Raw genomic sequence first — 24,343 nt, forward strand, 5'->3', positions numbered from 1 at the left:
ATATGCATATAGATTCAAGAAATCTTCCTGACAACAGTACCATAGAAGGCGATGTATGTATCATTGGCGCAGGTGCGGCAGGGATTAGTATGGCCCTTGATTGGATAAATACTCCCTACAAAGTGATCCTGCTTGAAAGTGGTGGATTTGAATATGATGACAAAGTCCAGGATTTATACAAAGGCAAAACGACAGGTCAAAAATACTTTCCTCTGAAATCCAGCCGTCTGTCATTATTTGGCGGCACGACAGGACATTGGGCAGGGATGTGTTCACCATTCGATAATATTGATTTTTTAGAAAGAGATTGGGTTCCTAATAGCGGATGGCCTATTTCAAGAAAGGACCTTGATCCTTTTTATGCCAGAGCCAATGAAAAATTGAAGTTGGGACCTTATAATTACAACCTTGATTATTGGCAAAAAGAAGTGCCAAATCTGAATCCTTTCCCCCTTGATGAAAATATTGTCTGGCATAAAATGTGGCAAATCAGCCCGGCATGGGGATTTAATGGAGGACTCGGTAAATTTTATAAAGAGGATATCATCAAAGCCAAAAATATTCATCTCTATACCTATGCTACAGTGGTTGATATCAAGGCAAATGAAAATGTCACAAGTATTGACCATGTAGTAGTAAAAAATCTGTCAGGAAAAACGCAGACTGTCAAGGCAAAGCATTTTATTCTTGCCTCAGGAGCGATTCAAAATGCAAGGTTATTGCTCGCATCAAACAAGCAGGTTCCAAAAGGACTAGGGAATGAAAATGACTTGGTGGGCCGTTATTTTATGGAGCATTTGGAAATCCAGACAGCGGAATTATGGTTGTTTGATCCTTTCCCCACTGACCTGTTTACTTTCTTTTTTGAAAATCCAAAATTATGGTGTGAGCTGGCAATCGCAGAAAAAGTCCAGATAGAAAATAAAATATTGAATGGTACGGCAGGATTAAGCCCATTGAGCACTGCCCGACATACCAAACCGAGAATTGAAACATGGCAAGACGAAGACCCAAGGAAATCAGTTGATAACATGTTTAAGAATTGGGATGAGGCTGCAAAGTTGGCGGAAAATGAAAACAAAGGTGCCATTTCAAGAGCATTTGAATTCCAAACCCGGATCGAGCAGGCCCCCAATCCCGACTCAAGGGTTACCCTCGGTACCGAATTGGATGAATTGGGAATGCCTCGGGCCGATCTTCATTGGGCATTGACCGAACTTGATAAAAGAAGTATCCGCAAGGTAAATCAAATCATCGGTCAACAGATCGGTAGGGCGGGGATCGGTCGTGTAAAACTTAAGGAATATTTGCAGGATGAAAAAGACAATTATACCTGGCCAGAAGGCACTAACGGGGGATGGCACCATATGGGCACCACCCGGATGAGCAATGATCCCAAAAAAGGAGTAGTCGACGCAAATTGCCAAGTCCATGGTTTAGCAAATTTGTATGTCGCAGGTTCCGGTTGTTATGTCACCTCAGGCGCACCCAACCCAACACTTACTTTAGTTGCACTTTCGTTACGACTTTCTGATTATGTAAAAAATAAGCTGGGTAGTTAACAAAAAAGTATTGATACAACTTCAAGAATTACCACTCCCTCAACGCCTCCACAGCACCTTCAACCAACTGATCATTGGAATTATGGTAATTGTTGTTCAACAGAATCAGGGTTTTGTTTTGGTCAATAAACCTCATGATCAGGGTTTTGTATCCCGGATTGTCGCCTGTATGCGAAACGATCTTTCCAAAATACTCATCCTGACTCAGGTCCCATCCATAGCCGTATTGACTCAAGGTACAATCATTCAATGCCTGTGGAGAGAATGCTGATTTCAAGGTTTTGTCACTGACCAAAGTGCCGTTGTATAATGCCTGATCCCAAAGCAACAGATCCTGCGCAGTGCTGCTGATCCTTCCCGGACCTTTTCTGTTGCCCAGCCAAACGGTGTAATCTGAATCATGAAATTTGTTGGCATTGACATAATCCCCTTTTTTATCTTTCAGATGGCCTGCGGCAAAGTTGCTGACGCCGGCTTTTTCTTCCAATTTTCTGATATCTGTGTTTTTCATTCCCAAAGGCTCGAAAATCCATTCTCTTGAAAGTTCGATAAAATCCCTGCCTGTCACTTTTTCCACTATGCTTGCAAGGAAAACGTATGCCGTATTGCTGTATTCATATTTTTCACTTGGCATGGAGAGCATTGGAGGGTGGTATTTGCGCAGGTATTCCAATATATCTTCATTATCGGCTACTTTACTTTTATCCCAATGCTTGTCCATGACAGCCTGATAATCCGGCAGGCCATTGGTATGGGAGAGCAGTTCCTTGATAGTGATTCCTTTGTAAGGGATATCGAGGTACTTATCAGCATAATCGAAATAATCCAAAAGCCCTTTTTCAGCACACATCATCACCATCATGGCGGTGAATTGCTTGGAAACAGAGGCCAATTCGAATACATCTGTTGGTAACAGAGTGATTTTTTGCTCGAAATACCGAAACCCGGATGCTTTTTCAAATACCACTTTCCCATCTACCGCCAACAACAAGACTCCTGAAAAACCTTTTGATTCGGCGACTTCGAAGGCGCTGTCTACAGCGGAAACCTGTGCGAAGGCAGATTGTGAAATAAAGGTGGCATTCCAACAAAAAACCAACAGGAGAAAAAGCTTGATAGATCTAAAGTTCATCGTTTAAAGTCTTTGAATTGGACAAATTGAAAGAAGTTTGAAGCAATCAAAATAAGCATAAAACATTTAAATCAAACTAAGTCTCGGTGAAGAGTAATTTTTTTGATAGGAAAGCCATTTTTTGTTGTTACTTTAAAAATACAAGAAAAATATTCACGCAAGACCATGCAAAAAATCTCCCTTTCAGTATTGACCGAATTGGCAAAAACTGCCTCAAAGAAAGCAGGGGAGAAGATTTTGGGAATTTACCAATCAGAAGAAATAGGATTGACTTTAAAGGGGGACCAATCTCCCCTGACTTTGGCGGATCAGGCTGCCCACGATGAGATCGTTATCCATTTGGCCCAAACTGGTTTGCCTATATTGTCTGAAGAGGGAAGTTCAGTGCCTTTTGAAATCAGAAAAGATTGGGAATATTTTTGGTTGGTGGACCCCTTGGACGGTACCAAAGAATTTGTCAAAAGGAACGGAGAATTTACCGTCAATATCGCTTTGATCCATCAGGGGACACCTGTTATTGGTGTGGTTTACGCTCCTGTATTGGATTGGCTGTATTGGGGAAACAGCGAAATCGGAGCTTGGAAGCAGGTTGGACTAGAAGAATCTCAAAAATTGAATGAAGTGACCGATGCTACCGTCAAAACCATCGTAGCCAGCAGGTCACATATGAATCCGGAAACGGCCGACTTTATCGCAAAATACCCACAGGCGGAAGTAATCAGCATAGGTTCTTCGATCAAGTTTATGCTCGTGGCAGAAAATAAGGCGCAACTTTATCCAAGGTTTGGACCTACCATGGAGTGGGACACAGCCGCAGCGCACGCAGTGGTCATGGCGATGGGAGGTAAGGTTTTGGCAATGAAAGGACAGGCTTCCCTAACCTACAACAAGCCTAATTTGCTGAACCCGGATTTCCTGGTTCAGGGTTTTGGAAGCTGAAGATTGTCAGTGTTTTTTTGATTTGCCTTAATTCCATTTTTTGATTTGGTGAATCCTTCCAATTCCCTTTGTATCGGTCCTCAGGCACATTTGACCTATGATAATTCATTACTGGCAAAAAAGCGGATGGCTACTTCAGATAAGCTCTGAAAACTATTTCCGTACGTTGGGACAGTAAAACGGTTCGTTTGTCCTACTTTGTTTTTAGTATCGTCTAATTATGAGTTAATTAGGGAATGGGATTAAAGGTGATTCCAAATAACCAATCTAACCAATCTTTTTATGAAAATTTTAAAAGCAAGTATGGCTATGGTATTGTTAATGATGCTGATGCCGCTGATATCAAACGCACAAGGACCAGTTACAACCCTAGAATTTCCCAATGCAGCAAAAGCCTTAGACGTGGTACAGAAATATACCAAAGCACTTCAAGCCGGGGATGTAGCAGCCATGAATTCCCAATTGGCACCTGGTGCGATGATACATGGCTTGGGAGGTGGCTTAGACTCTCTTACAGTAATTCAGCACAGGGAGTATTACACCAATAGCACAAACCAATACAAACACACGCTTTCAAGCGAACTTTATCTGCCTGTCAAAGTCACCAACAATTGGAACGAAGGTGAATGGGTTTTGTCATGGGGAGTCAATACAATCCAAGACAAAAAAACAGGAAAAACCATTCGGGTTCCTTACCATACTGCCGGAAGGATAGAGAATGGAAAGATTGTATCCTTGCGCTATTGGTATGACATGTGGAATATTATGGAATCTCAGGGTTTTGAGGTAAAGCCTCCTTCCAAATAATTTTAACCCGATTCATTTTTTATTGAACTTAAAGGCATTTGGAACTCATATTCCAAATGCCATTTTTTTGACCCATCATCCCAAATGCAATAAAGTGAGTCAATGGGTTGGTTTTTACTTGGGGAAATTTTTGGATGCATTGGGACAATAAAACCTGCTGTTCGTCCTGATTTTGATTTGATTTCACCTAAATTTTTTAATTTGAGATATTCCCTATTTGAGTGGCTGGAAATCAGCCTTTTTCCAGGTGGAAAAAATCGTAATAGCGGTATTTAGCAATTGAATATTTCCTAAATCTACCAATAATTTAGTAGTGAAAAGGGTGTTGTGAAAGTACTTGGCTATTAGGAATTTTTACCTAGAATAGTGATATTCAGAAGGGAATTAAAAAAATAAAAATTTGGAGTAAAAACGAAAGTAAAATTTAATCAAACCAGTTATGCCAATGAAATTTTTAATTGTAGATGATGAAAAAGATGTGGAGATTTTGTTCCGCCAAAAACTCCGCAAAGAGGTCCGTGAGGGATTGTTTGAGCTTGAATTCGCCTTTTCGGGAAAGCAGGCGCTGGAAGTTTTGAGAAGCCATCAGCCTCCGGAGGTAATGTATATTTTCTCGGATATCAATATGCCCGGCATGACAGGGTTGGAGCTTTTGGATTGTGTCAAAAAGGAATTTCCACAAATCCAAGTCAGCATGATATCCGCCTATGGTGACAGCGAAAACCATGACCGCGCCATGAATTCAGGTGCTAAGGAATTTTTTACCAAACCCGTAGATTTTGATTCACTTAAAGCAGAATTGATGGATATATTATCAGGACCTAAATAATAGAGGACTCGAAAAGAAAGTTTCCCATCTTTTTATTGAAAGTCAGCATACCAATCGACAAATGGTAAATAATTGACCGTTGTCGAGGCTTTGAATTACCCAAAAAACCCAATATGAAGAAACGCAATAAAGACCGGGAATCTGATGCCCTGCTAGTATATCACCGATATTGGGACAGTTATAGCAATGGGGATTTGGAGGCTTTTGCTTCCACTTTAGATGAAGGATTTGAGATGATCGGAACTTCCGAATCTGAAGTCTGCCATAACAAAGATGATGGAATAGAATTTTTTAAAGCCCAGATGCATGAAATCGTCGGGCGGACAGATATGAGAAACAGGGACATTGCTACCAAAGAGGTAAATGGCATGTTTCTGGTCAATGAAACCTGCGATTTCTATATTTTAGGAGAACCGGAATGGACTTTTTACTCCAGATTAAGACTGTCGACCCTCCTTCATGAAACCGAATCAGGTTGGAAAGTAATACAGCAACACGGTTCACTTCCCGACATGCGGGTACAGGAAGGGGAGACCATTGCTTTTGACAAAATCAGCAAAGAAAACTTAGAACTCCGAGATGCGGTCCGCCGTCGAACTGCCGAGTTGGAAAACAAAAACCGGGAATTGGCCATCGAAGCGGCCTTGGAAAAAGTGCGGGCGGTGGCCATGGGTATGAAAAACTCGAATGCTATGCTCGATGTCTGCCGTGTGATAGCGGAGCAATTGGAGGAATTTGGGGTGACAAAAATCCGGAATGTGCAGACAGCCATCATCGATGAGAAAATTGGTCAATACCTCTGCTACCAATATTTTCCGGCTTATGGGCAAACCACCATTGAAGATACCGAATACCAAAAAAGCCCGGTAGAACATGAAATGGTCAGGCAAATGCTTGCTTCCCGAGATGGTCACTTTACAGGAAGCCTTTCAGGAAAAGAGTTAGAGGAGTTTGGACTGCACCGAAAGGAAGAAAACCATTTCCCGGATCCACTTTTGGATGCTGCCTCAGAAGTAAGTTATTGCTTTTTGTCCATTGGGGAAGGGGGGCTTGGATTGTCACTTTACAAGGAAATGGAAGCAGGGGTTTTGGAATTGTTCAAGCGATTTCACCAGGTTTTTTTACTGGCTTATCAGCGATTTCAAGATATCCAAAAAGCTGAAGCACAGACAAGGGAAGCCCAGATTGAAGTGGCGGTGGAACGGGTTCGTGCCCAATCTATGGCGATGCACCATCCCGACGAACTGGATAAAGTAAATAAAGAAATACTGACCCAACTTAACTGGCTTCAGATTCGAGGACTCTCGGGTGTCACCTTTTACCTGGTAGATCAGGATGGATGGGTGAAAGCATATGATTTTTCAAGTCCAGGAAATATAGGTAACCAGAACAGTTATACCCTTCAATTCGACTTCAAAAAGTATGAAATGATGGGATACCCTTTTAAAATCTTCGAGCAAACTGACCTGAATTACTTCGTTGCTGATTACCCCCTTGAAAAACTGGAGAAGGCTGTTTTCGAGATAGAAGAAATAAATCCTGAAGTTGCCACCGTCATCAAAGAAGCTTTGGCAAAGGGGATACTAACCCATCAATGGACTGCTTGCGCCAGAATTACGGATGGACTGCTAGGTATTGATCTGGTAAACCCTCCTTCGGAGGACACCAAAACCATCGTATTGAAAATCGCCGGGGCGTTTAACCAAGCGTATCAGCGCTTCCTGGACCTTCAAAAAGCCGAAGCACAGGCAAGGGAAGCACAGATTGAGGCGGCGCTGGAGAGGGTCAGGGCTCAGACCATGGCCATGCATAGCAGTGAGGACGTGGGAAAGAGTGTTGTCAAGATGTTCTCTGAACTTACAGCCCTCGGAGTGGATGAAGGAACCCGATTTGGTATCGGCATCCTGAACCATGACAATGAAAACAACCAGCTTTGGACGGCCCGCAAAAATGGGGAGGAAGTCAATATGCATATCGGCAATATCGATATGGCCTCACACCCTTTGCTGAAAAGTGCCCGCAAGGCTTGGAAAGAGCAGATTCCCTTCCACAAGTATGTGTTGGAAGAGGAGGATTTGTTGGATTATTACCAAATGCTCAATAAAGCGCCTGACTATAAAATACAGATACCGATAGAAAAATTACCCAAAAAAGAAATTCAACACTGTTTCATTTTCGAGCATGGATTTTTTTATGCCTTCAGTACCCGTGAATTCCAACCCGAATTAATTCAAATTACCAAGCGGTTCAGTGCACTGTTTGAACAAACTTACCGACGGTATCTTGATTTGGTTAGAGCTGAAGCCCAAGCCCGCGAGGCAGAAATCGAATTGGCACTGGAACGGGTAAGGGCAAGAACCATGGCCATGAACCATACCGAAGAACTCAAAGAAGTTATTCAGGTGGTGTTCGATCAATTTGTGGGTTTGAATATCCATGTCGACCATGCAGGATTTATCCTGGACTATAAGGAGCGGGAGGATATGCATATCTGGCTGGCAGATCACCAACAAGGAGTGCCAACTGAGATCACCATTCCCTATTTTGATTCGCCCCATTGGAACAATTACCTACAGGCAAAAGCCAGGCAAGAATCTTTCTTTGCCAACCTGCTTCCCTTTGAAGTAAAAAACAAATTCTACCGGGATCTATTCGAATTGATTCCGGAATTGACTGAAGAAGCACAGCAAGCCATTTTTAGCAAACCGGCACTTGCCATCTCCACTGTATTGCTGGACAATGTGGGGTTATATATCGAGCATTATTCAATGACTCCCTATACAGCCGAAGAGAATGCCATTCTGATGCGATTTGGAAAAGTATTCCAACAGACCTACACCCGCTTCCTCGATCTCCAAAAAGCCGAAGCACAGGCCAGAGAATCGCAAATTCAGTTAGCCCTGGAGCGGGTGAGAGCCAGAACAATGGCTATGCATAAAAGTCAAGAGTTGGCTGAAGTGGCAGTTGTATTATATCAGGAACTAAAAACACTAGGTGCAACGCAGGATTTTTTTGAATGCGGATACGTAGAAGTCGATGAGCTGAACAACATCCAGCGCGCTTGGTCCACAAGGCCGGATGGAAGTTTTCTAAAGGAACCCTATTACCTGCCACTTACAGGCGAGCCTGTTATCGATGCCAGGTATGAGGCATGGAAACAGCGCGTTCCTGTTTGTCATCAGCCAGTAGGTGGCAAACTATTGAAAAGAGCAAATGAATTTGTAATTCCTTATATGAATAATCAGGAGGCAGCAGAGATTACCTCCTCATCGGCTGTCCCCGATCCGGTTCATTTTTACTGCGGCAATTTTTCTCATGGTTATCTCAATATCAATTGTGGAGAGCCCCTGAGCGCTGAAGAGGAATCACTGTTGGCAAGGTTTACAGCAGTTTTTGAAATGACCTACCTGCGCTTTCTTGATCTCCAAAAAGCCGAAGCACAGGCAAGGGAAAGCCAAATACAATTAGCCTTAGAAAGAGTACGGGCAAGAACAATGGCCATGCAGCATAGTGATGAGTTAGCTGAATCAGCCTTTGTGCTTTTCCAGCAACTTCAGATTCTAGGATTGGTTCATGAGCGAATCAATATTGGGGTGGTCAAAGAAGAGAGTAAAACAATTGATTTCTGGATCACCGAGCAGGGTGGCAATCAGATCAATACCCGGTTTACAGGGAGAATCGATGAGCCTACCACACTTTCCAAGATGTATCAGGGCTGGAAAAACAATCAAAAACTGATGGTTATAGACCAAACAGGTGAGGATTTATCGAATTGGTTGAAATACTTGAAGGAGGAAATCGGGATACCTTTTGATCCTGCATTTTTACATAACCGTCGCGTTCAGACGGTAGGCTTCTTTTCAAAAGGAATGCTGGTCTTGACGACTCCCGAACCTTTGCCGGACGAACATCTACAGCTTCTGGAAAAGTTCGCCGGAGTATTTGATCTGACCTACACCCGTTTCAGTGATTTGAAACAAGCCGAAGCACAGGCAAGGGAAGCGCAGATTGAAGCGGCATTGGAGAGGGTTCGTTCGCGATCGTTGGCAATGCATAACAGTGAAGACCTGGAAAATGTCATTTTAGTAGTTTCCGAGCAGCTACAATTGCTACAATTCAGATTTGAAAATGTAAGTTTTGGATTTGATACCTCCCAAATGGGCCTCAATTTTTGGTTGGCTTCTCCTTCATTAACGAGGCCGATTTTGATGAAAGTTCCCTACATAAATAATCCGGCCTTTAATAATCCTTTCCTAGCGAGAAGAGCGGGGAAAGACTTTAATGTGGATATACTTTCCCGCGAAGAAAATCAGGAGTTCTTACAGCATATGTTTGATCATTCTGAATTGGGTAATCTACCTGAAGAGAATAAAAAATTCTTATTGAGCACATCCGGGTTTGCACGTTCCCAATCGCTGATGAAGCATACCATTCTCACGGTTGGAAATTATGCACTTGCTCCTTACAGCCATGATCAAAATGCCATCTTAAAAAGGTTTGGAATTGTATTCGAGCAAGCTTATGTCCGTTTTCTCGATCTCCAAAAAGCAGAAGCCCAGGCACGGGAGGCACAAATAGAAGCAGCACTGGAAAGAGTTAGATCAAGATCGATGGCCATGCACAAGAGTGAAGAACTCAAGGAAGTTATTCAGTTATTGTTTGAGCAATTTCGCTTATTAAATTTCAAAATTGACTCAGCGCAATTTGACCCTAATTATAAGGAGAACGATGACCTCAACCTTTGGACAGCAGCACCCGGTCAGCCCTACTCCATATTGCTGAATATTCCCTACGTCGACAGTCCTTTATTTAATTCAATTAAGGAAGCAAAGAAAAGAGGGCTATCATTTATTACACAGCAGTTATCCTACGAGGACAAAAATCAATTTTTCCGTCACTTCTTCCAGCATATCAAAAATATTCCTGCAGAAAGACAAAAATTAATTTTTGATAGTCCGGGTATGTACCGGGCTGTAGTCTTCATGGAAAATGTTTCGCTGGCCATCCAAAACTACTCAAACACTCCTTATACAGAGGAAGAAAATGAAGTGCTCAAACGATTTGGTAAAACCTTTGAACAAGTTTACACCCGCTTTCTCGATCTCCAAAAAGCAGAAGCACAAGCGCTGGAATCTCAGATAGAAGCGGCTTTGGAAAGGGTTAGAAGCAAAACCATGGCGATGCACAACAGTCTGGAAGTTGGGGAAAGTGTAGCAACTTTGTTTGAAGAGCTATCCACTTTGGGTTTACTGGATGTGAATGACCGTTGTGGCATCGGCATCATGCAACCAAATGAAATAATGGAAGCGTGGACGGCTGCCAAAACTCCGGACGGGAAAGCTGAATTGACAATTGGTCATATCAACATGAAACTTCACCCGATGATGGTGAGTGCTTATGGGGGTTGGACAGAAAAAAAGGAAATCAATCAATACATTCTGGAAGGGGAGGATATCCTCAGCTACTACGATGCGATCAGGAATCAATCAGATTACAAAATCAAAAGAGACTATTTTTCAGACCAATTAAAAATCGTACATACAGATTTTTATTTTAATGAAGGGTGCCTTTATGTGTTTTCAAAAAATGAATTTTCTGCTAATTCTATTGCCGTTTTTTTGCGCTTTGTTGGTGTTTTTGGCCAGACCTACAGAAGATACCTTGACCTCCAAAAGGCAGAAAAACAGGCAAGGGAAGCAGAGATCCAATTGGCATTGGAAAGGGTGCGGGCCCGAAGCCTCGCCATGCACCGAAGTGAGGAATTGGCGGATTTATCACTTGAGTTGGTGAAGCAGGTGCAGACTTTGGGCATGGAAAGCTGGTTTTGTGCATTTAACATCTACGATGATGACCCTAGGGGATCTATAGAATGGGGAAGCAATGGTCAGGGTACATTTCCTCAATACAGAACTCCACGGGAAGGTGTATTTCTGCGGTATTTTGAAGCTGGGCAAAGAGGAGAGACATTATTGGTTAATGAAATTGGGGAAGAAGAGTGTCCTGCGCATTATGAATATCTGTGCAGCCTGCCCGGGGTAGGAGAACAGTTGCTTCAGATGAAGGCTGCCGGAATCCCATTTCCAACCTCGCAGATTGACCATGTGGCATTTTTCAAATATGGGTATGTCCTTTTCATTACCTACGAACCTGCCCCTGAATCACATGATGTTTTCAAACGCTTCGCCAATGTTTTTGAACAATCTTACACCCGCTTCCTCGACCTCCAAAAAGCCGAAGCACAGGCTCGGGAAGCGCAAATTCAATTGTCCCTCGAGCGGATCAGGGCAAAGGCTATGGCCATGCAACATAGCGATGAACTCAGTGATTTCCTTACCGTTTTATTTGAACAATTTGAGGTGCTCAACCTACGTCCCGTAAACTGCATTCTCTCTCTTTTTGATATTGAAAATAACCGAAGCACTTTCCGGATGACAGGTAAAAAAGGAGCAACGTTGATTGCCTCACAGGAAATAGACCTCGATGCTTCACCTGTATGGAAGCAAAAGGTAGAAAACTGGAAATCCGGCCATCCCAACGATGTGGATGTACTCTATATTCCTTACGAAAACCTCCCCGAGATAGCAGAAATTTTCAAAGAAATACTGGAAAAACTACCGGAAGACGAACGACCACTTCCAGTAGACTACCCGAATGGTGAATACATCATTGATGGATATTGTAAATATGGTTACTTAGGCTATGCCGCAAGCGGACCGCCATCGGAAGAGGAAAAGGAGATTACTAGACGTATTGCAAATGAGTTCGGAAACGTGTACCAGCGCTTCCTCGATCTCCAAAAAGCCGAAGCTCAAGTCCGTGAAGCTCAAATCCAATTGTCCCTCGAGCGGATCAGAGCAAAGGCCATGGCCATGCAGCACAGTGATGAACTAAGTGATTTCCTGACAGTAGTGTTTGAGCAATTTCATGTACTCAATCTGCGTCCGGTAAACAGTCAACTATCCTTTTTGGATTTTGAAAACAATCGTAGCATATTCCGCCTGACCGGAAAAAATGGGGCAACCTTAATTGCCACTCAGGAAGTAGATTTGGATGCTTCACCTGTATGGAAGCAAAAGGTTGAGGAATTTAAAGCAGGGCAGCCCAATGCAGTAGATGTACTTTTTTTCCCCGTTGAAATGTTACCTCAAATAGTCGAAATGTTCAAAGAAATATTGGAAAAACTACCCGAGGATGATCGCCCTACTCCAGAAGACTACCCAAATGGTCAATATCTTGTTGAAGGATCCTTTAAATATGGTTACTTAGGCTACAGCACAAGCAGACCGCCAACGGAGGAGGAAAAGGAGATCACCCGGCGGATCACCCATGAGTTTGGCAACGTGTACCAGCGCTTCCTCGATCTCCAAAAAGCCGAAGCCCAAGCGAGGGAATCGCAAATTCAACTAGCCATGGAGAGAGTGCGCGCAAGAACCATGGCAATGCAACACAGCAGTGAATTGGGAGAAACGTCTGCGCTATTGTTTCAGCAGATACAAAACTTAGGTGTGCCACCATGGAGTTGTGGGTTTAATATATGGGAGCAGGGTGATACCGTTTTCACTTCCTACATGGGTAGTCCCGATGGCGCTATTTTGGATGGGTTTAAAATTCCGCTAACCGAAGAGGCCACATTTATTCATTTTCAGGAATCAAGGGACAGGGGCGACAAGCTTTTTGTAGATGTATTGGAGGGAGAAACCCTGGAAGCACACTACCGGTATTTTCTGTCGCTTCCGGAAATCAAAAAAGCCTTTGAAAAAAGAGCTCAGGCTGGTGAGCACCACCCTACTTTTCAAATAAACCACCTCGCAAATTTCTCTCACGGCAACCTTCTGTTCATTACATACGAGCCTTGCCCGGAAGCACATGATATTTTTATTCGCTTCGCCAAAGTTTTCGAACAAACCTATATCCGCTTCCTTGATCTTCAAAAAGCAGAGGCCCAAGCTCGGGAAGCACAGATCGAAAATGCATTGGAGAAAGTCCGATCACGAACCATGGCGATGCAACGCAGCGATGAATTGACAGATGTTGCAGGTCTGTTATTCAATCAGGTAAGTGCTTTGGGTATAAAAACATGGACCACAGGCTTTAATGTATGGAGCGAAGACAATAACTCCTACGTGGACTATTTAAGTCTTAATGGAGAATTTTATGAGCCTTATACCGTGCACACAGAAAAGGCTGAGGCATTAAAGGATCTCAGTAATATCAGGAAAAGCGGGGTAGAATTTGATGTCCTGTATGTGGAGGGAGAAAAGATCAAACAATTGTACTTGGCGCTTAGCGGGATTGATGAGAAAGAGTATGACATAATGGTGAAGGATGGTCTTCTCCCGTCTCAACAGTATGAACATTTTGTGTTTGGTGCCAAAGTAAGCGTGATGTTCATTACCTATGAACCGGTGCCGGAAGCCCATGATATTTTTAAGCGACTCGGTAAAGTTTTCGAACAAACCTACACCCGCTTTCTAGATCTCCAAAGAGCAGAAGCACAGGCAAGAGAAGCAAAAATCGAAACTTCTCTAGAAAAAGTCAGATCCCGCACCATGGGAATGCAAAGCAGTGAGGAACTCCCTGAGGTAGCAAATCTCCTTTTTACAGAAGTGAGAGCACTCGGAATCCATGCATGGAGCTGTGGATACAATATTCTTGCAGAGGATAAGAAAACGGCTACCTGCTGGATGAGTAGCGAAGGAACCATTCAAACGCCATTTCAGCTTCGCCTTTGGGGTGAAAATTCATTCGATGAAATGGGTGAATTCGTCCTGAGTGATCATACAATGTTGGTTCAGGAACTTGGCGATAAAGCGCTCGAAGAGCACTATGCCCACATGAAATCCTTCCCGGACCTGAAGCCCACTTTTGACGAAATTGACAGGCTAGGGCTTTCACTTCCCACTTATCAGATCAACCACCTCTGCAAATTCAACGGTGGATTTATTCTGTTTATCACCTATGAAAAGGTGCCCGAATCACATGCCATTTTCAAACGATTCACCAATGTTTTTGACCAAACCTACACTCGCTTCCTTGATCTGAAAAAAGCAGAAGCCCAGGCAAGGGAGTCTGAAATAGAAGTAGCACTTGAGAAAGTTCGGTCGCGATCGCTTGCCATGCACAAAAGCGATGAATTAAAAGATGTAGTATTCTCTGTCTTTGAGCGGCTGCGGGACCTCCAAATACAAACCGACTCCACCAACATCGTTGTCTATCATGATGAAAGCGAGAAAGTGGAGTTTTGGACGGCCAATGAAATGAATTATGCTACGAAATTTTCTCTACCTATGACCGAAAGGTTTTATCCTATAGAAGGCGAGAAATTCAGAAAAGAGCAAAAGGTTTTTCTGCAACATCTTCCTTTCGAAGAAAAAAACAGGTTTTGGGAAGAGTTATTCGAGACACCAGATTTTCGGAAAGTACCGGAAGCACGAAAAAATTTTTTGTTGGAAAAGACTGATTGTTTGACTCAGTTGATTGCTTTTGGAAAGTTTACAGGGATCATGTTAAATCGATATTTTAACACTCCTTTTAGTGTTGGGGAGTTTGAAATCGCAGAGCGTTTTGCCAAGGTTTTTGACCAAGCTTATACCCGCTTTCTGGATCTGCAAAAGGCTGAAGCCCAAGCAAGGGAAGCACAAATAGAAAATGCCTTGGAGAAAGTCCGCTCCCGCTCTCTCGCCATGCAAAGTCCCGGTGAGTTGATTGAAGTGGCCCGACTGCTCAGGGAAGAAATGGGAGCATTGGGCGTGGAGGAATTGGAAACAAGTTCCATCTACATTCAGGATGAAAGCAGCGGATTGACCCAATGTTGGTTTACCATAAAAAATCCGGATAACCCTGATAAAGCAATTACCGACCAAATGACCCTTGACCTTCAGGATACCTGGGTGGGCCGAAAGATGAATGAATTTGTCCGCTCCAAAGCAAAACAAACTTCCATCCTGATGCAGGGTGAGGAAAGAATAGAATGGATCCGATATTGTGAAGAAAAATCCGACCTGTTTGGGACCAGCAATTTTTATGGAGAGACAATTCCAGATCGCACCTATCATTTGTATAAATTTTCCAATGGCTACATCGGTGCTGCTGCTCCCGGAGAGATTTCCACAGAAAGCTGGGAACTATTAAAAAGGGCCACGGCCGTATTTTCATTTGCCTATACCCGTTTCAGGGATTTGCAGATGGCCCAATCCAGTGCCCGGGCCGCCATGCGACAGGCTTCTTTGGATCGTGTCCGGGCAGATATTTCTTCCATGCGCAATGCGGATGACCTTGACAGAATTACCCCACTGGTATTCAATGAACTGACAACCTTAGGCATTCCCTTTATCCGATGCGGGGTATTTATTGTGCATGAGAATAGGAGTAACGTGGAAATTTACCTGTCCACGCCCGAAGGAAAGTCATTGGCGGTGATGACACTTCCCTTTTCTGCCAATGAAATGACCTCCAAATCGGTAGAGGCCTGGAAAAAAGGAGAAGTCTATGTCCAACATTGGAATCAAACCGATTTCATCAATTGGGGTAAATCCATGCAGGAACAAGGATATGTCAAAGACCTCAAAACTTATCAAGGTGCTGAAGCTGCACCGGAGTCTCTCCACTTGCACTTTGTACCTTTTGCCCAAGGATTACTGTATGTAGGCTCAACCATAAGCCTGTCCCAAGAGCAGATTGATCTGGTAAAAGCATTGGCAAAGTCATTTGCCATAGCCTACGCGAGATATGAGGATTTTGTGAAACTGGAAAAGGCCAAAGCCGAAGTAGAATCGGCGATGAGCGAACTCAAAGCCACCCAATCCCAACTTGTCCAGCAAGAAAAACTTGCTTCCCTCGGTCAACTCACCGCCGGCATCGCTCACGAGATCAAGAATCCGCTGAATTTTGTCAACAACTTCTCTGAGGTTTCTATTGAAATGATTGAAGAAGCATTGGAAGAGATGGAAAAGCGAGAAGCGAGAGACGAGACATTGATCCGTGAAAATCTGGAAGATATCAAATCAAACCTTCAAAAAGTCCATCAGCATGGTTCACGGGCCAACGGTATTGTGACTTCCATGCTGCAGCATTCAAGAGGAGGAACGGGTAAAAAAGAAGCAACCGACCTCAATGCCCTGATCCAAGAGTATGTCAACCTGAGTTTTCATGGAATGCGTGCCGGAAAAAATCCGATCAATGTCGATATAATCCTGGACTTGGATCCTGAGATAAAGGAAGTATCCCTGATCAAAGAAGACTTTTCCAGAGTAATCATCAACCTGTGTAACAATGCTTTTGATGCGATGAAGTCTGTAAAGACGGTGCATACTGCGTCTCTAAGAGTACGCACCAAAAAGCAGGGAGATAAAATAACCATCGAAGTCTCCGACAATGGACCCGGCATCCCTGACGACATCAAGGACAAAATCCTGCAGCCTTTCTTCACTACCAAAAAAGGAACCGAAGGCACGGGCCTTGGGCTGAGTATCACCCATGATATTGTGAAGGCGCATGGGGGGGAGTTGAGGGTTGAGACTAAAGTCGGCGAGGGAACTGATTTTCAAATATTGTTACCTTTTTATCCCACCGAAAAATGAAGTCAACAATCGCAGGTTTTTCGCATAAGATAAGAGTCGCTCTATTCATGCTGGCGTTTATGTGTACCCAAGCAGTCTATTCCCAACTTTCCGTCAATAACCTGAATTGGTACACAGAAAAAGATGGTTTACCCGGCACCCAGGTAAATAGGATTATTGTTGACCAATTTGGGTATGTCTGGATCGGAACCATCAATGGTCTGGCGCGCTATGACGGATACAGTTTCAAACGCTTTTACCAAAACCCCAATGATCCAGGATCCATCAAAGGATTGGTGGTCTGGTCACTTTTCGAAGACAGCAAGGGCAGGATTTGGGTGGGTTCACAGCCAGGGGTCTTAAACCTTTATCATCCATCTACACAATCATTTCGCAATTTTACCTTTGGGGATTTATTTGATTCGGAAGTGAATATTGAGGTAGGTATTGTCGACATGGTGGAGGATAAGTCAGGCAGGATTTTTTTTGGATTGACATCCAACTATGGGGAAACCATCACTTCTACCGTGCTCTACTTTGATGAAAAAGAAGAAAAATTGAAAAATGTTCCGGCGTCAAAGGGATTAAACATCGATAATGTAAAAAGCATGGCCGCCGATAGTGAAGGCGGAGTCTGGGTCAGCTGTCTCAGTGGGTTATACAAGTTAGATAGTGTGGGCACCCTGGTCAATTTCAATCCGCAACCGGACCCGGGGAGCGTTTTCTTAAGCAATGAATTTGATACCCAATTGCGTGGGGATGATTATGGAAATGTCTGGGGCGTTACCAATGTGGGACGATTGTTTCGGATCGATGTTGAGACCAATCGATTGGAAATAGTGGCTGCTGCCAATGATTTGGGTAACTATTTTTTCAACAATCTGGTGATCGATAGGAGCGGGACAATCTGGTTGGGCACAGACCGTGGTATCTTCAAGTTTGACCCCAAAACCAAGGAGATGATTGGTTTGGATGACACAGAGAGTCGGGACTTCCAGTATTCGGCAGTCAATACGCTTTCGCTGGATTCCTTTGGATCTTTGTGGATCGGCACAAATTCAACCGGATTGTTCAAGTATGAAGAAAGGGCGATGTTCAGGTCGTTTTCAAATAGGCGCGATGATCCCTTGTCCTTGACCGGCGGCTGGGTCAATAACATACATGAACTTAAAGATGGGAAAGTATTGGTCACGACTTCGGGTGGGGGATTTAATATCGTTGATTTACAGAAAAATGAGATCAGACCACTGCCCTATGACGCTATCCTGCCAGGAACATATGCTGCCTTCGGCTTCATAGAGCATTTGCCCGGAGAAATCATTTTCAGTACCAATGACGGTTTTTTTCAGTTTAGCTACCCGAGCAATCAAGTAAAAAGAATCAACCTTCCCGGAATTCCGCCGAATACTGTTATCCAGTATTTTCTAAATGATCGGCTAGGGTATCAGTGGGCATTCACAATGCAGGGGATATATAGAAAAAATGGAGCTGATGTTGAATTTCAGAAAGCAAAGATTGATATCGATCCCGGTGATGAAAACAGCATAAAATCCGCTACGCAAGCCATCGAAAGCGAAAAGTACGGCCTTTGGATCATTACAAATGATGGCCTGTTTCTATATGACTACACTTCCAACCGGGTCAACCGTATAGGGCGGGATCCCTCAAAGGGAGACGTATTCGTCACGCAAGACGTGAATGCGCTATATGAAGACCCTACTGGTACTGTTTGGGTCGGGACCTGGCAGGGAGGGTTGAGTCGATTGGATGTGAAAGAGGGGAAAATCAAGACATATACTATTGATGATGGGCTGCCTTCGATGAGCATTCAGGCGATTATCGCAGATCAGAAAAACCGGTCGCTTTGGCTCAGCACATTTGAGGGATTGAGCCGTTTCGATGTCGAAACCGAGAGGTTTTACAATTATTCAATCGATGAGGGCTTACAGGGCCAACAGTTTGCCGATAGGTCTTACTTGAAGACAAGTGATGGAAAATTTCTGTTCGGCGGTTCTAATGGCTTCACGGTATTCGATCCCGAATCCGTCAGGAAAGACTCAAAACCCCCCATAGTATTCCTTACCGATTTTAAATTGTTCAACAAATCGCTTGTTGTCGGAGAAAACTCCCTCCTCAGCAAACCGATATATGAAACAGAGGCGATCGCGTTGGCCCATGATCAAAACAACATTTCGATCGAGTTTACTGCACTGCACTTCAGCAACCCGGCGAAAAATCGGTTTGCCTATAAGCTCGAGAACTACGATGAAGAATGGCGGGAGATCACGTCGCTGCAGAATGCTTTTTATCCAAACCTCCCTACGGGTGAGTACATATTCAAAGTGAGAGCCGCCAACAACAATGGCGTTTGGAATGAAGAAGGGGCTACCTTGAAGATTTCGATAGGGAAGCCTTGGTGGAGTACCTCTTGGGCCTTCGGGTTTTATGGAGTACTGGTCCTTGCCGGTGTTTTTGGCGCAGATAGGTACTTCAGAAATCGTGTCATTCAGAAAGAAAGGCAGCGCACCCAAGCGAGAGAACTGGAACATGCCCGTGAAATCGAAAAAGCCTACTCAGATCTCAAAGCCACCCAAGCCCAACTGATCCAACAGGAAAAGCTCGCCTCCCTCGGTCAACTTACCGCCGGCATTGCCCACGAGATCAAGAATCCGTTGAATTTTGTCAACAACTTCTCGGAAGTGTCGATTGAGATGATTGGAGAGACTTTGGAAGAGTTCGAGAAAAGAGAAGCGAGAGACGAGACGCTCATACGGGAAAACCTAGAGGATATCAAATCCAATCTTCAGAAAGTCCATGAACACGGTACCCGTGCCAATAGCATCGTGACCTCCATGTTGCAGCATTCCAGGGAAGGAACCGGCAAAAAAGAACCAACAGATCTCAATGCCCTGATCAAAGAATATGTCAACCTGAGTTTTCACGGGATGCGGGCAGGAAAAAATCCCATCGATGTAGAGATAGTCTTGGATTTGGATCCTGAGGTAAAGGAAGTATCCCTGGTCAAAGAAGACTTTTCCAGAGTAATCATCAACCTATGCAACAATGCCTTTGATGCGATGAAGTCCGTAAAGACGCTGCATGCTGCGTCTCTAAGAGTACGCACCAAAAAGCAGGGAGATACAATTACCATCGAAGTCTCCGACAACGGCCCCGGCATCCCTGACGACATCAAAGACAAAATCCTCCAACCATTCTTCACCACCAAAAAAGGAACCGAAGGCACGGGACTCGGGCTGAGTATTACGCATGATATCGTGAAGGCCCATGGGGGCAGTATTTCCATAAGTTCAGACGCCAATGGTTCAATTTTCATCATTACTATCCCCAATAACTCATGAGATGATAAAGACCTTCTTCCCTCTTTTTTTATTGATCCTAAGCATGGCTTGTTTTTCAACAGCCTATGCACAGATTGAGCGTATACCCGCTCCTGTTTCCGTCACCATCGACTCCTATAAATCCATACAGAAATTGCCACAACCGGGTTGGGTAATCAAAGAAGGGGACATCCCCTTATCAATTCAGGATATTTTGAACGGAGACATTAAGGATGGTAAGGTATTGGAGATCAAACCTAATGAAATCATAATCGAGCACTTTGAAAAGTACTGGTTCGCCATTGAGTTTTTCAGTGAGGTAGAACTCAGCAATTGGCTTCTTTACATTGAGAATTCCTCCTTTTCTGGTTTTGGGAATACAAATAATTTTTCAGAAATAATATCCTACACAGTGCAGGATGGACAGCTTGGCTCTTCTGGAATTACCGGATATTTTGTCCCTGCCTCCAAAAGGGATTATAACAGCCGGCATACCCAGTCCTTGCTCAATCTCAGTCTTTCTCCGGGGAGTCGGCTGACCCTTTGGGTGAACATCAGTAAAAACTACACCTTAACAACTACTTTTCCCCGGTTGTCTATCTATGACCCTTCCATTTCGTTGCCGGAATACGTATTGGAAAGAAGTAATTTGTTACTCCAAGGCTCTTATCTTATAATCTGGATTCTGTCCCTGATCATGTATTTTTACCTTAGTGACAGGACTTCCCTTTGGTTTTTTCTTTTCCTGACTACGGCCAACACACAATTGTTAACCATGTGGTCATCCGACCCCTGGACGCCCTTGCTCTATCCTGAAAACCCTGGATATGGGCTCTATTTTGGTTTGTTGGCCGGCATTATAAATTTGGTGTGCCTGCTCCAGTTTTCCAGGGTGTTTGTCAATCTTCCAATGAAGCACAGGAAATTGGATAAGTTTATGATCGCAGCCACATGGGTTTTGTTTTTCTCAGGATTACTCCTGCCTCTATCAGTTTATTTTGAAAGCATGGCATTAATCTCTGTATTTATGGCAATCTATGGCGGTACCTTTCTTTTGTCTGGCATAAGCTACCTCTCACTAAAAGAACCGCTTTCAATATTTATTGGATTGGGTTTCATGGTGTTTATTATTCCACAAGTAATCCCCCTTCCTTTGGATCAATTCCAATTTCTTCCAATTACCGGACAACTTATTATAGTAACTACAGGAGTTGGCTATCGAATAATGCTCCTGTTTAAGGAACGTTTGCAAGCAGAGCAGGAAAAGAAAGATCTTTTGATCCAACAGAACGTACTCTTGGAAAAACAGGTGGCTGAACGGACGTCGGAACTTAGCCTTTCTCTCAACACCCTCAAGTCCACCCAGGCCCAACTCATCCAATCCGAAAAAATGGCCTCATTGGGTGAACTCACCGCAGGTATCGCTCATGAGATTCAGAATCCGCTGAATTTTGTGAATAATTTCTCTGAAGTAAGTGCGGAGTTGATGGAAGAATTAAAGGGTGAAAGGTTAAAGGTAAAAAGTGAGAGGAATGAATCTGTTGAAGAAGAAATAATCGGTGATGTAATCCAAAACCTGGAAAAGATCAGTCACCACGGCAAGCGGGCAGATGCGATCGTGAAGGGAATGCTCGAGCATAGCCGTACAGGTTCGGGTGAGAAAGAACTGACTGACATCAATAGTCTGGCAAGCGAGTATTTGAACCTAGCTTACCAAAGCTTCAAATCAAAGAACAAAGAAGTTGAGATCGAACTGATCACAGAACTGGATCCAACACTTCCCAAAATAGAATTGGTCCGACCCGATATCGGGAAGGTATTGTTGAATATTCTCAACAATGCATTTTATGCCTGTGCTCAGAAAGACCTGCCAGGTTTTGTAAACGACGACAAAGGAAACCTGGCAGGTCTTACACCCAAAGTCATTGTTTCCACCTCACCCCTTGAGGGGGGTAGGGGGGTAAAAATCTCCGTAAAAGACAACGGCCCCGGCATCCCCGACGCCATCAAATCCAAAATCTTCCAGCCTTTCTTCACTACCAAACCCACCGGGCAGGGTACTGGATTGGGATTATCCTTATCTTATGATATTGTGAAAGCGCATGGGGGGGAGTTGAGGGTGGAGACGAAGGAAGGGAAAGGGAGTGAGTTTATAATTATATTGATGGTTTCTAAAAATCCTGGAATATGAAGATCCTTTTTATTTTTCTAATACTGATTATTTCTTGTGGTTCCGCATTCGCTCAGATGGAGACATTCAAGGATGCTGAAAGATTAATTCAGGAACTTTCGCAGGCTAAGACGGATACTGCTAGGATTGTATTGAAAAGTAGGTTAAGTGAGGCATACAGAAGCAATAATCCGGACACCTCTCTTATTCTTGCCAATCAGGCACTATTACATGCAAGGGAGTTAGATTTTAAAAAAGGCGAAATAATGGCACTGAATGTTCTGAGTGTGCTGTACAGGGAAAAAGGAGACTTGCCCTATGCATTACAACTGGGGCTTCAGGGATTAAAAATTGCAGAAAAAGAACAGCTTACTGATCTGTGGGTTGCTAGTTTGATCCGGGTGGGCAATGTATATCTCAGTGTTGGGGATTTTTTAAAAGCACTACCTTATTTCCAAAAAGCCGATAATCTTATGAAAAACTATGATGATTTTCCAAGGTGGGTTACGCAATATTTTATAGCAGAAATTACCATACAATTAGATCAATTGGATTCTGCAGAAAAGCGATTAGAAATACTTGAGGAAACGTATGGTTTTATACCTAATAGGTTACGAGGAGATTTAGCATCGAAAAGAGGAGAGCCTAATCAAGCCATAATATATTTCCAAAAAAGCATGAAGGAGGCAATGGCCGCAAATTCGATTAGAGAAGCATCTACTTCCAGTAACGCAATTGCCCAGATTTTCAAGGAGCTTGACCAGCCTGATTCAGCCATTTATTATGCAAAACTGGGATTGGAATTCGGAATAGAACTTTCCTATACCAACAGGATACTCACAGCAAGCAGTTTATTGGCGGAGCTATATGCTGAAGAAAATCCAGAAGAAGCGGTTAGGTATTATCAGATGGCTTCGGCAGCAAAAGACAGTTTGTATGGAGCACAGAAATTCCAGAGGCTTCAGGCTGCTACAATGGAAGAACAGGAAAGACAAACCGAAATTGAAGCGGCGGCAATCGAATACCGAAATAATATAAAGCAACGTGGCTTGATCGGAGGGGTCGCCTTATTTCTAATTGTAGCCGTGGTTCTTTACAGAAACAACCGTCAAAAACAAAAAGCGAACACAGTTCTACAGGAACAAAAACAAAAAGTTGAAAGCACTTTACATAAATTAAAATCCACCCAAGCCCAACTCATCCAATCCGAAAAGATGGCCTCCCTCGGTGAACTCACCGCCGGAATCGCCCATGAAATTCAGAATCCGCTGAACTTTGTGAATAACTTCTCTGAAGTGAGCAGTGAAATGATAGGAGAAATAGAGGAGGAGAGAAGCAAGAGCCAAGAGGCGAGAGACGAGACTTTGGTCACTGAAATACTTGGAGATATCAAGCAAAATCTGGAAAAAATAACCCACCACGGCAAGCGGGCGGATGCCATCGTGAAGGGAATGCTCGAGCATAGTAGGACAGGTTCGGGAGAGAAGGAACTGACTGACATCAATAGTCTGGCAAGTGAGTATTTGAACCTGGCTTACCAAAGCTTCAAATCCAAGAACAAAGAGGTTGAAATCTCTTTGATCACAGACCTTGATCCAACATTCCCCAAAATAGAATTGGTCCGAGCCGATATCGGCAAGGTATTATTGAATATTCTCAACAATGCATTTTATGCCTGTGCTCAGAAAGACCTGCCAGGTTTTGCAAACGACGACAAAGGAAACCTGGCAGGTCTTACGCCCCAAGTCATTGTTTCCACCTCACCCCTTGAGGGGGGCAGGGGGGTAAAAATCTCGGTTTCCGATAATGGCCCCGGCATTCCCTCCTCCATCAAATCCAAAATCTTCCAGCCCTTCTTCACTACCAAACCTACCGGGCAGGGCACAGGCTTGGGATTGAGTCTGAGCTATGATATTGTAAAGGCGCATGGGGGAGAGTTGATTGTGGAAACGAAGGAGGGAGAAGAAACAACATTCATTATAAAATTGCCCACTGCTTAACGACGATT

9 protein-coding genes are annotated in these 24,343 nt (G+C 43.6%); 8 read left to right on the forward strand and 1 reads right to left on the reverse strand.

Annotated features, from left to right (window positions below; genetic code table 11):
• The first annotated feature begins 2 nt into the window (after nt 1-2).
• Entirely contained in the window at nt 3-1,562 is a 1,560-nt protein-coding gene (locus tag MMU05_RS17485; RefSeq protein ID WP_241142969.1) for a GMC oxidoreductase, read from the forward strand.
• Between the two features lie 28 nt (nt 1,563-1,590).
• Here the strand turns inward: MMU05_RS17485 and MMU05_RS17490 are convergent, their stop codons facing one another.
• Nucleotides 1,591-2,694, reverse strand: a complete 1,104-nt coding sequence (locus tag MMU05_RS17490; protein WP_241142970.1) for a serine hydrolase domain-containing protein — start codon at nt 2,692-2,694, stop codon at nt 1,591-1,593.
• 165 nt (nt 2,695-2,859) lie between these two features.
• Here MMU05_RS17490 and cysQ point away from each other — a divergent pair, with 165 nt between their 5' ends.
• From cysQ to MMU05_RS17525, 7 genes are all read left to right on the forward strand, one after another.
• Nucleotides 2,860-3,633 (forward strand): 3'(2'),5'-bisphosphate nucleotidase CysQ, encoded by a 774-nt coding sequence (gene cysQ, locus MMU05_RS17495; RefSeq protein ID WP_241142971.1) that lies wholly within the window; start codon nt 2,860-2,862, stop codon nt 3,631-3,633.
• A 282-nt stretch (nt 3,634-3,915) separates the two neighbouring features.
• Nucleotides 3,916-4,440 carry a nuclear transport factor 2 family protein gene (locus MMU05_RS17500; protein ID WP_241142972.1) on the forward strand — a complete coding sequence of 175 codons (525 nt, stop codon included), beginning with the start codon at nt 3,916-3,918 and terminating at the stop codon, nt 4,438-4,440.
• A 445-nt stretch (nt 4,441-4,885) separates the two neighbouring features.
• Nucleotides 4,886-5,269, forward strand: a complete 384-nt coding sequence (locus MMU05_RS17505; protein ID WP_241142973.1) for a response regulator — start codon at nt 4,886-4,888, stop codon at nt 5,267-5,269.
• A 113-nt stretch (nt 5,270-5,382) separates the two neighbouring features.
• Complete coding sequence (locus MMU05_RS17510; protein ID WP_241142974.1) at nt 5,383-16,848, forward strand: ATP-binding protein; 11,466 nt, start codon at nt 5,383-5,385, stop codon at nt 16,846-16,848.
• Nucleotides 16,845-20,186 carry a sensor histidine kinase gene (locus MMU05_RS17515; protein WP_241142975.1) on the forward strand — a complete coding sequence of 1,114 codons (3,342 nt, stop codon included), beginning with the start codon at nt 16,845-16,847 and terminating at the stop codon, nt 20,184-20,186. The genes MMU05_RS17510 and MMU05_RS17515 overlap by 4 nt, the downstream gene beginning before the upstream one ends.
• Nucleotide 20,187: 1 nt before the next feature.
• Nucleotides 20,188-22,356 carry an ATP-binding protein gene (locus MMU05_RS17520; RefSeq protein WP_241142976.1) on the forward strand — a complete coding sequence of 723 codons (2,169 nt, stop codon included), beginning with the start codon at nt 20,188-20,190 and terminating at the stop codon, nt 22,354-22,356.
• Nucleotides 22,353-24,335 (forward strand): ATP-binding protein, encoded by a 1,983-nt coding sequence (locus tag MMU05_RS17525; RefSeq protein ID WP_241142977.1) that lies wholly within the window; start codon nt 22,353-22,355, stop codon nt 24,333-24,335. The genes MMU05_RS17520 and MMU05_RS17525 overlap by 4 nt, the downstream gene beginning before the upstream one ends.
• The last annotated feature ends 8 nt before the right edge of the window (nt 24,336-24,343 follow it).

The sequence above is a fragment of the Cognataquiflexum rubidum genome, from assembly GCF_022538115.1.
GTDB classification, from domain to species: Bacteria; Bacteroidota; Bacteroidia; order Cytophagales; family Cyclobacteriaceae; genus Cognataquiflexum; species Cognataquiflexum rubidum.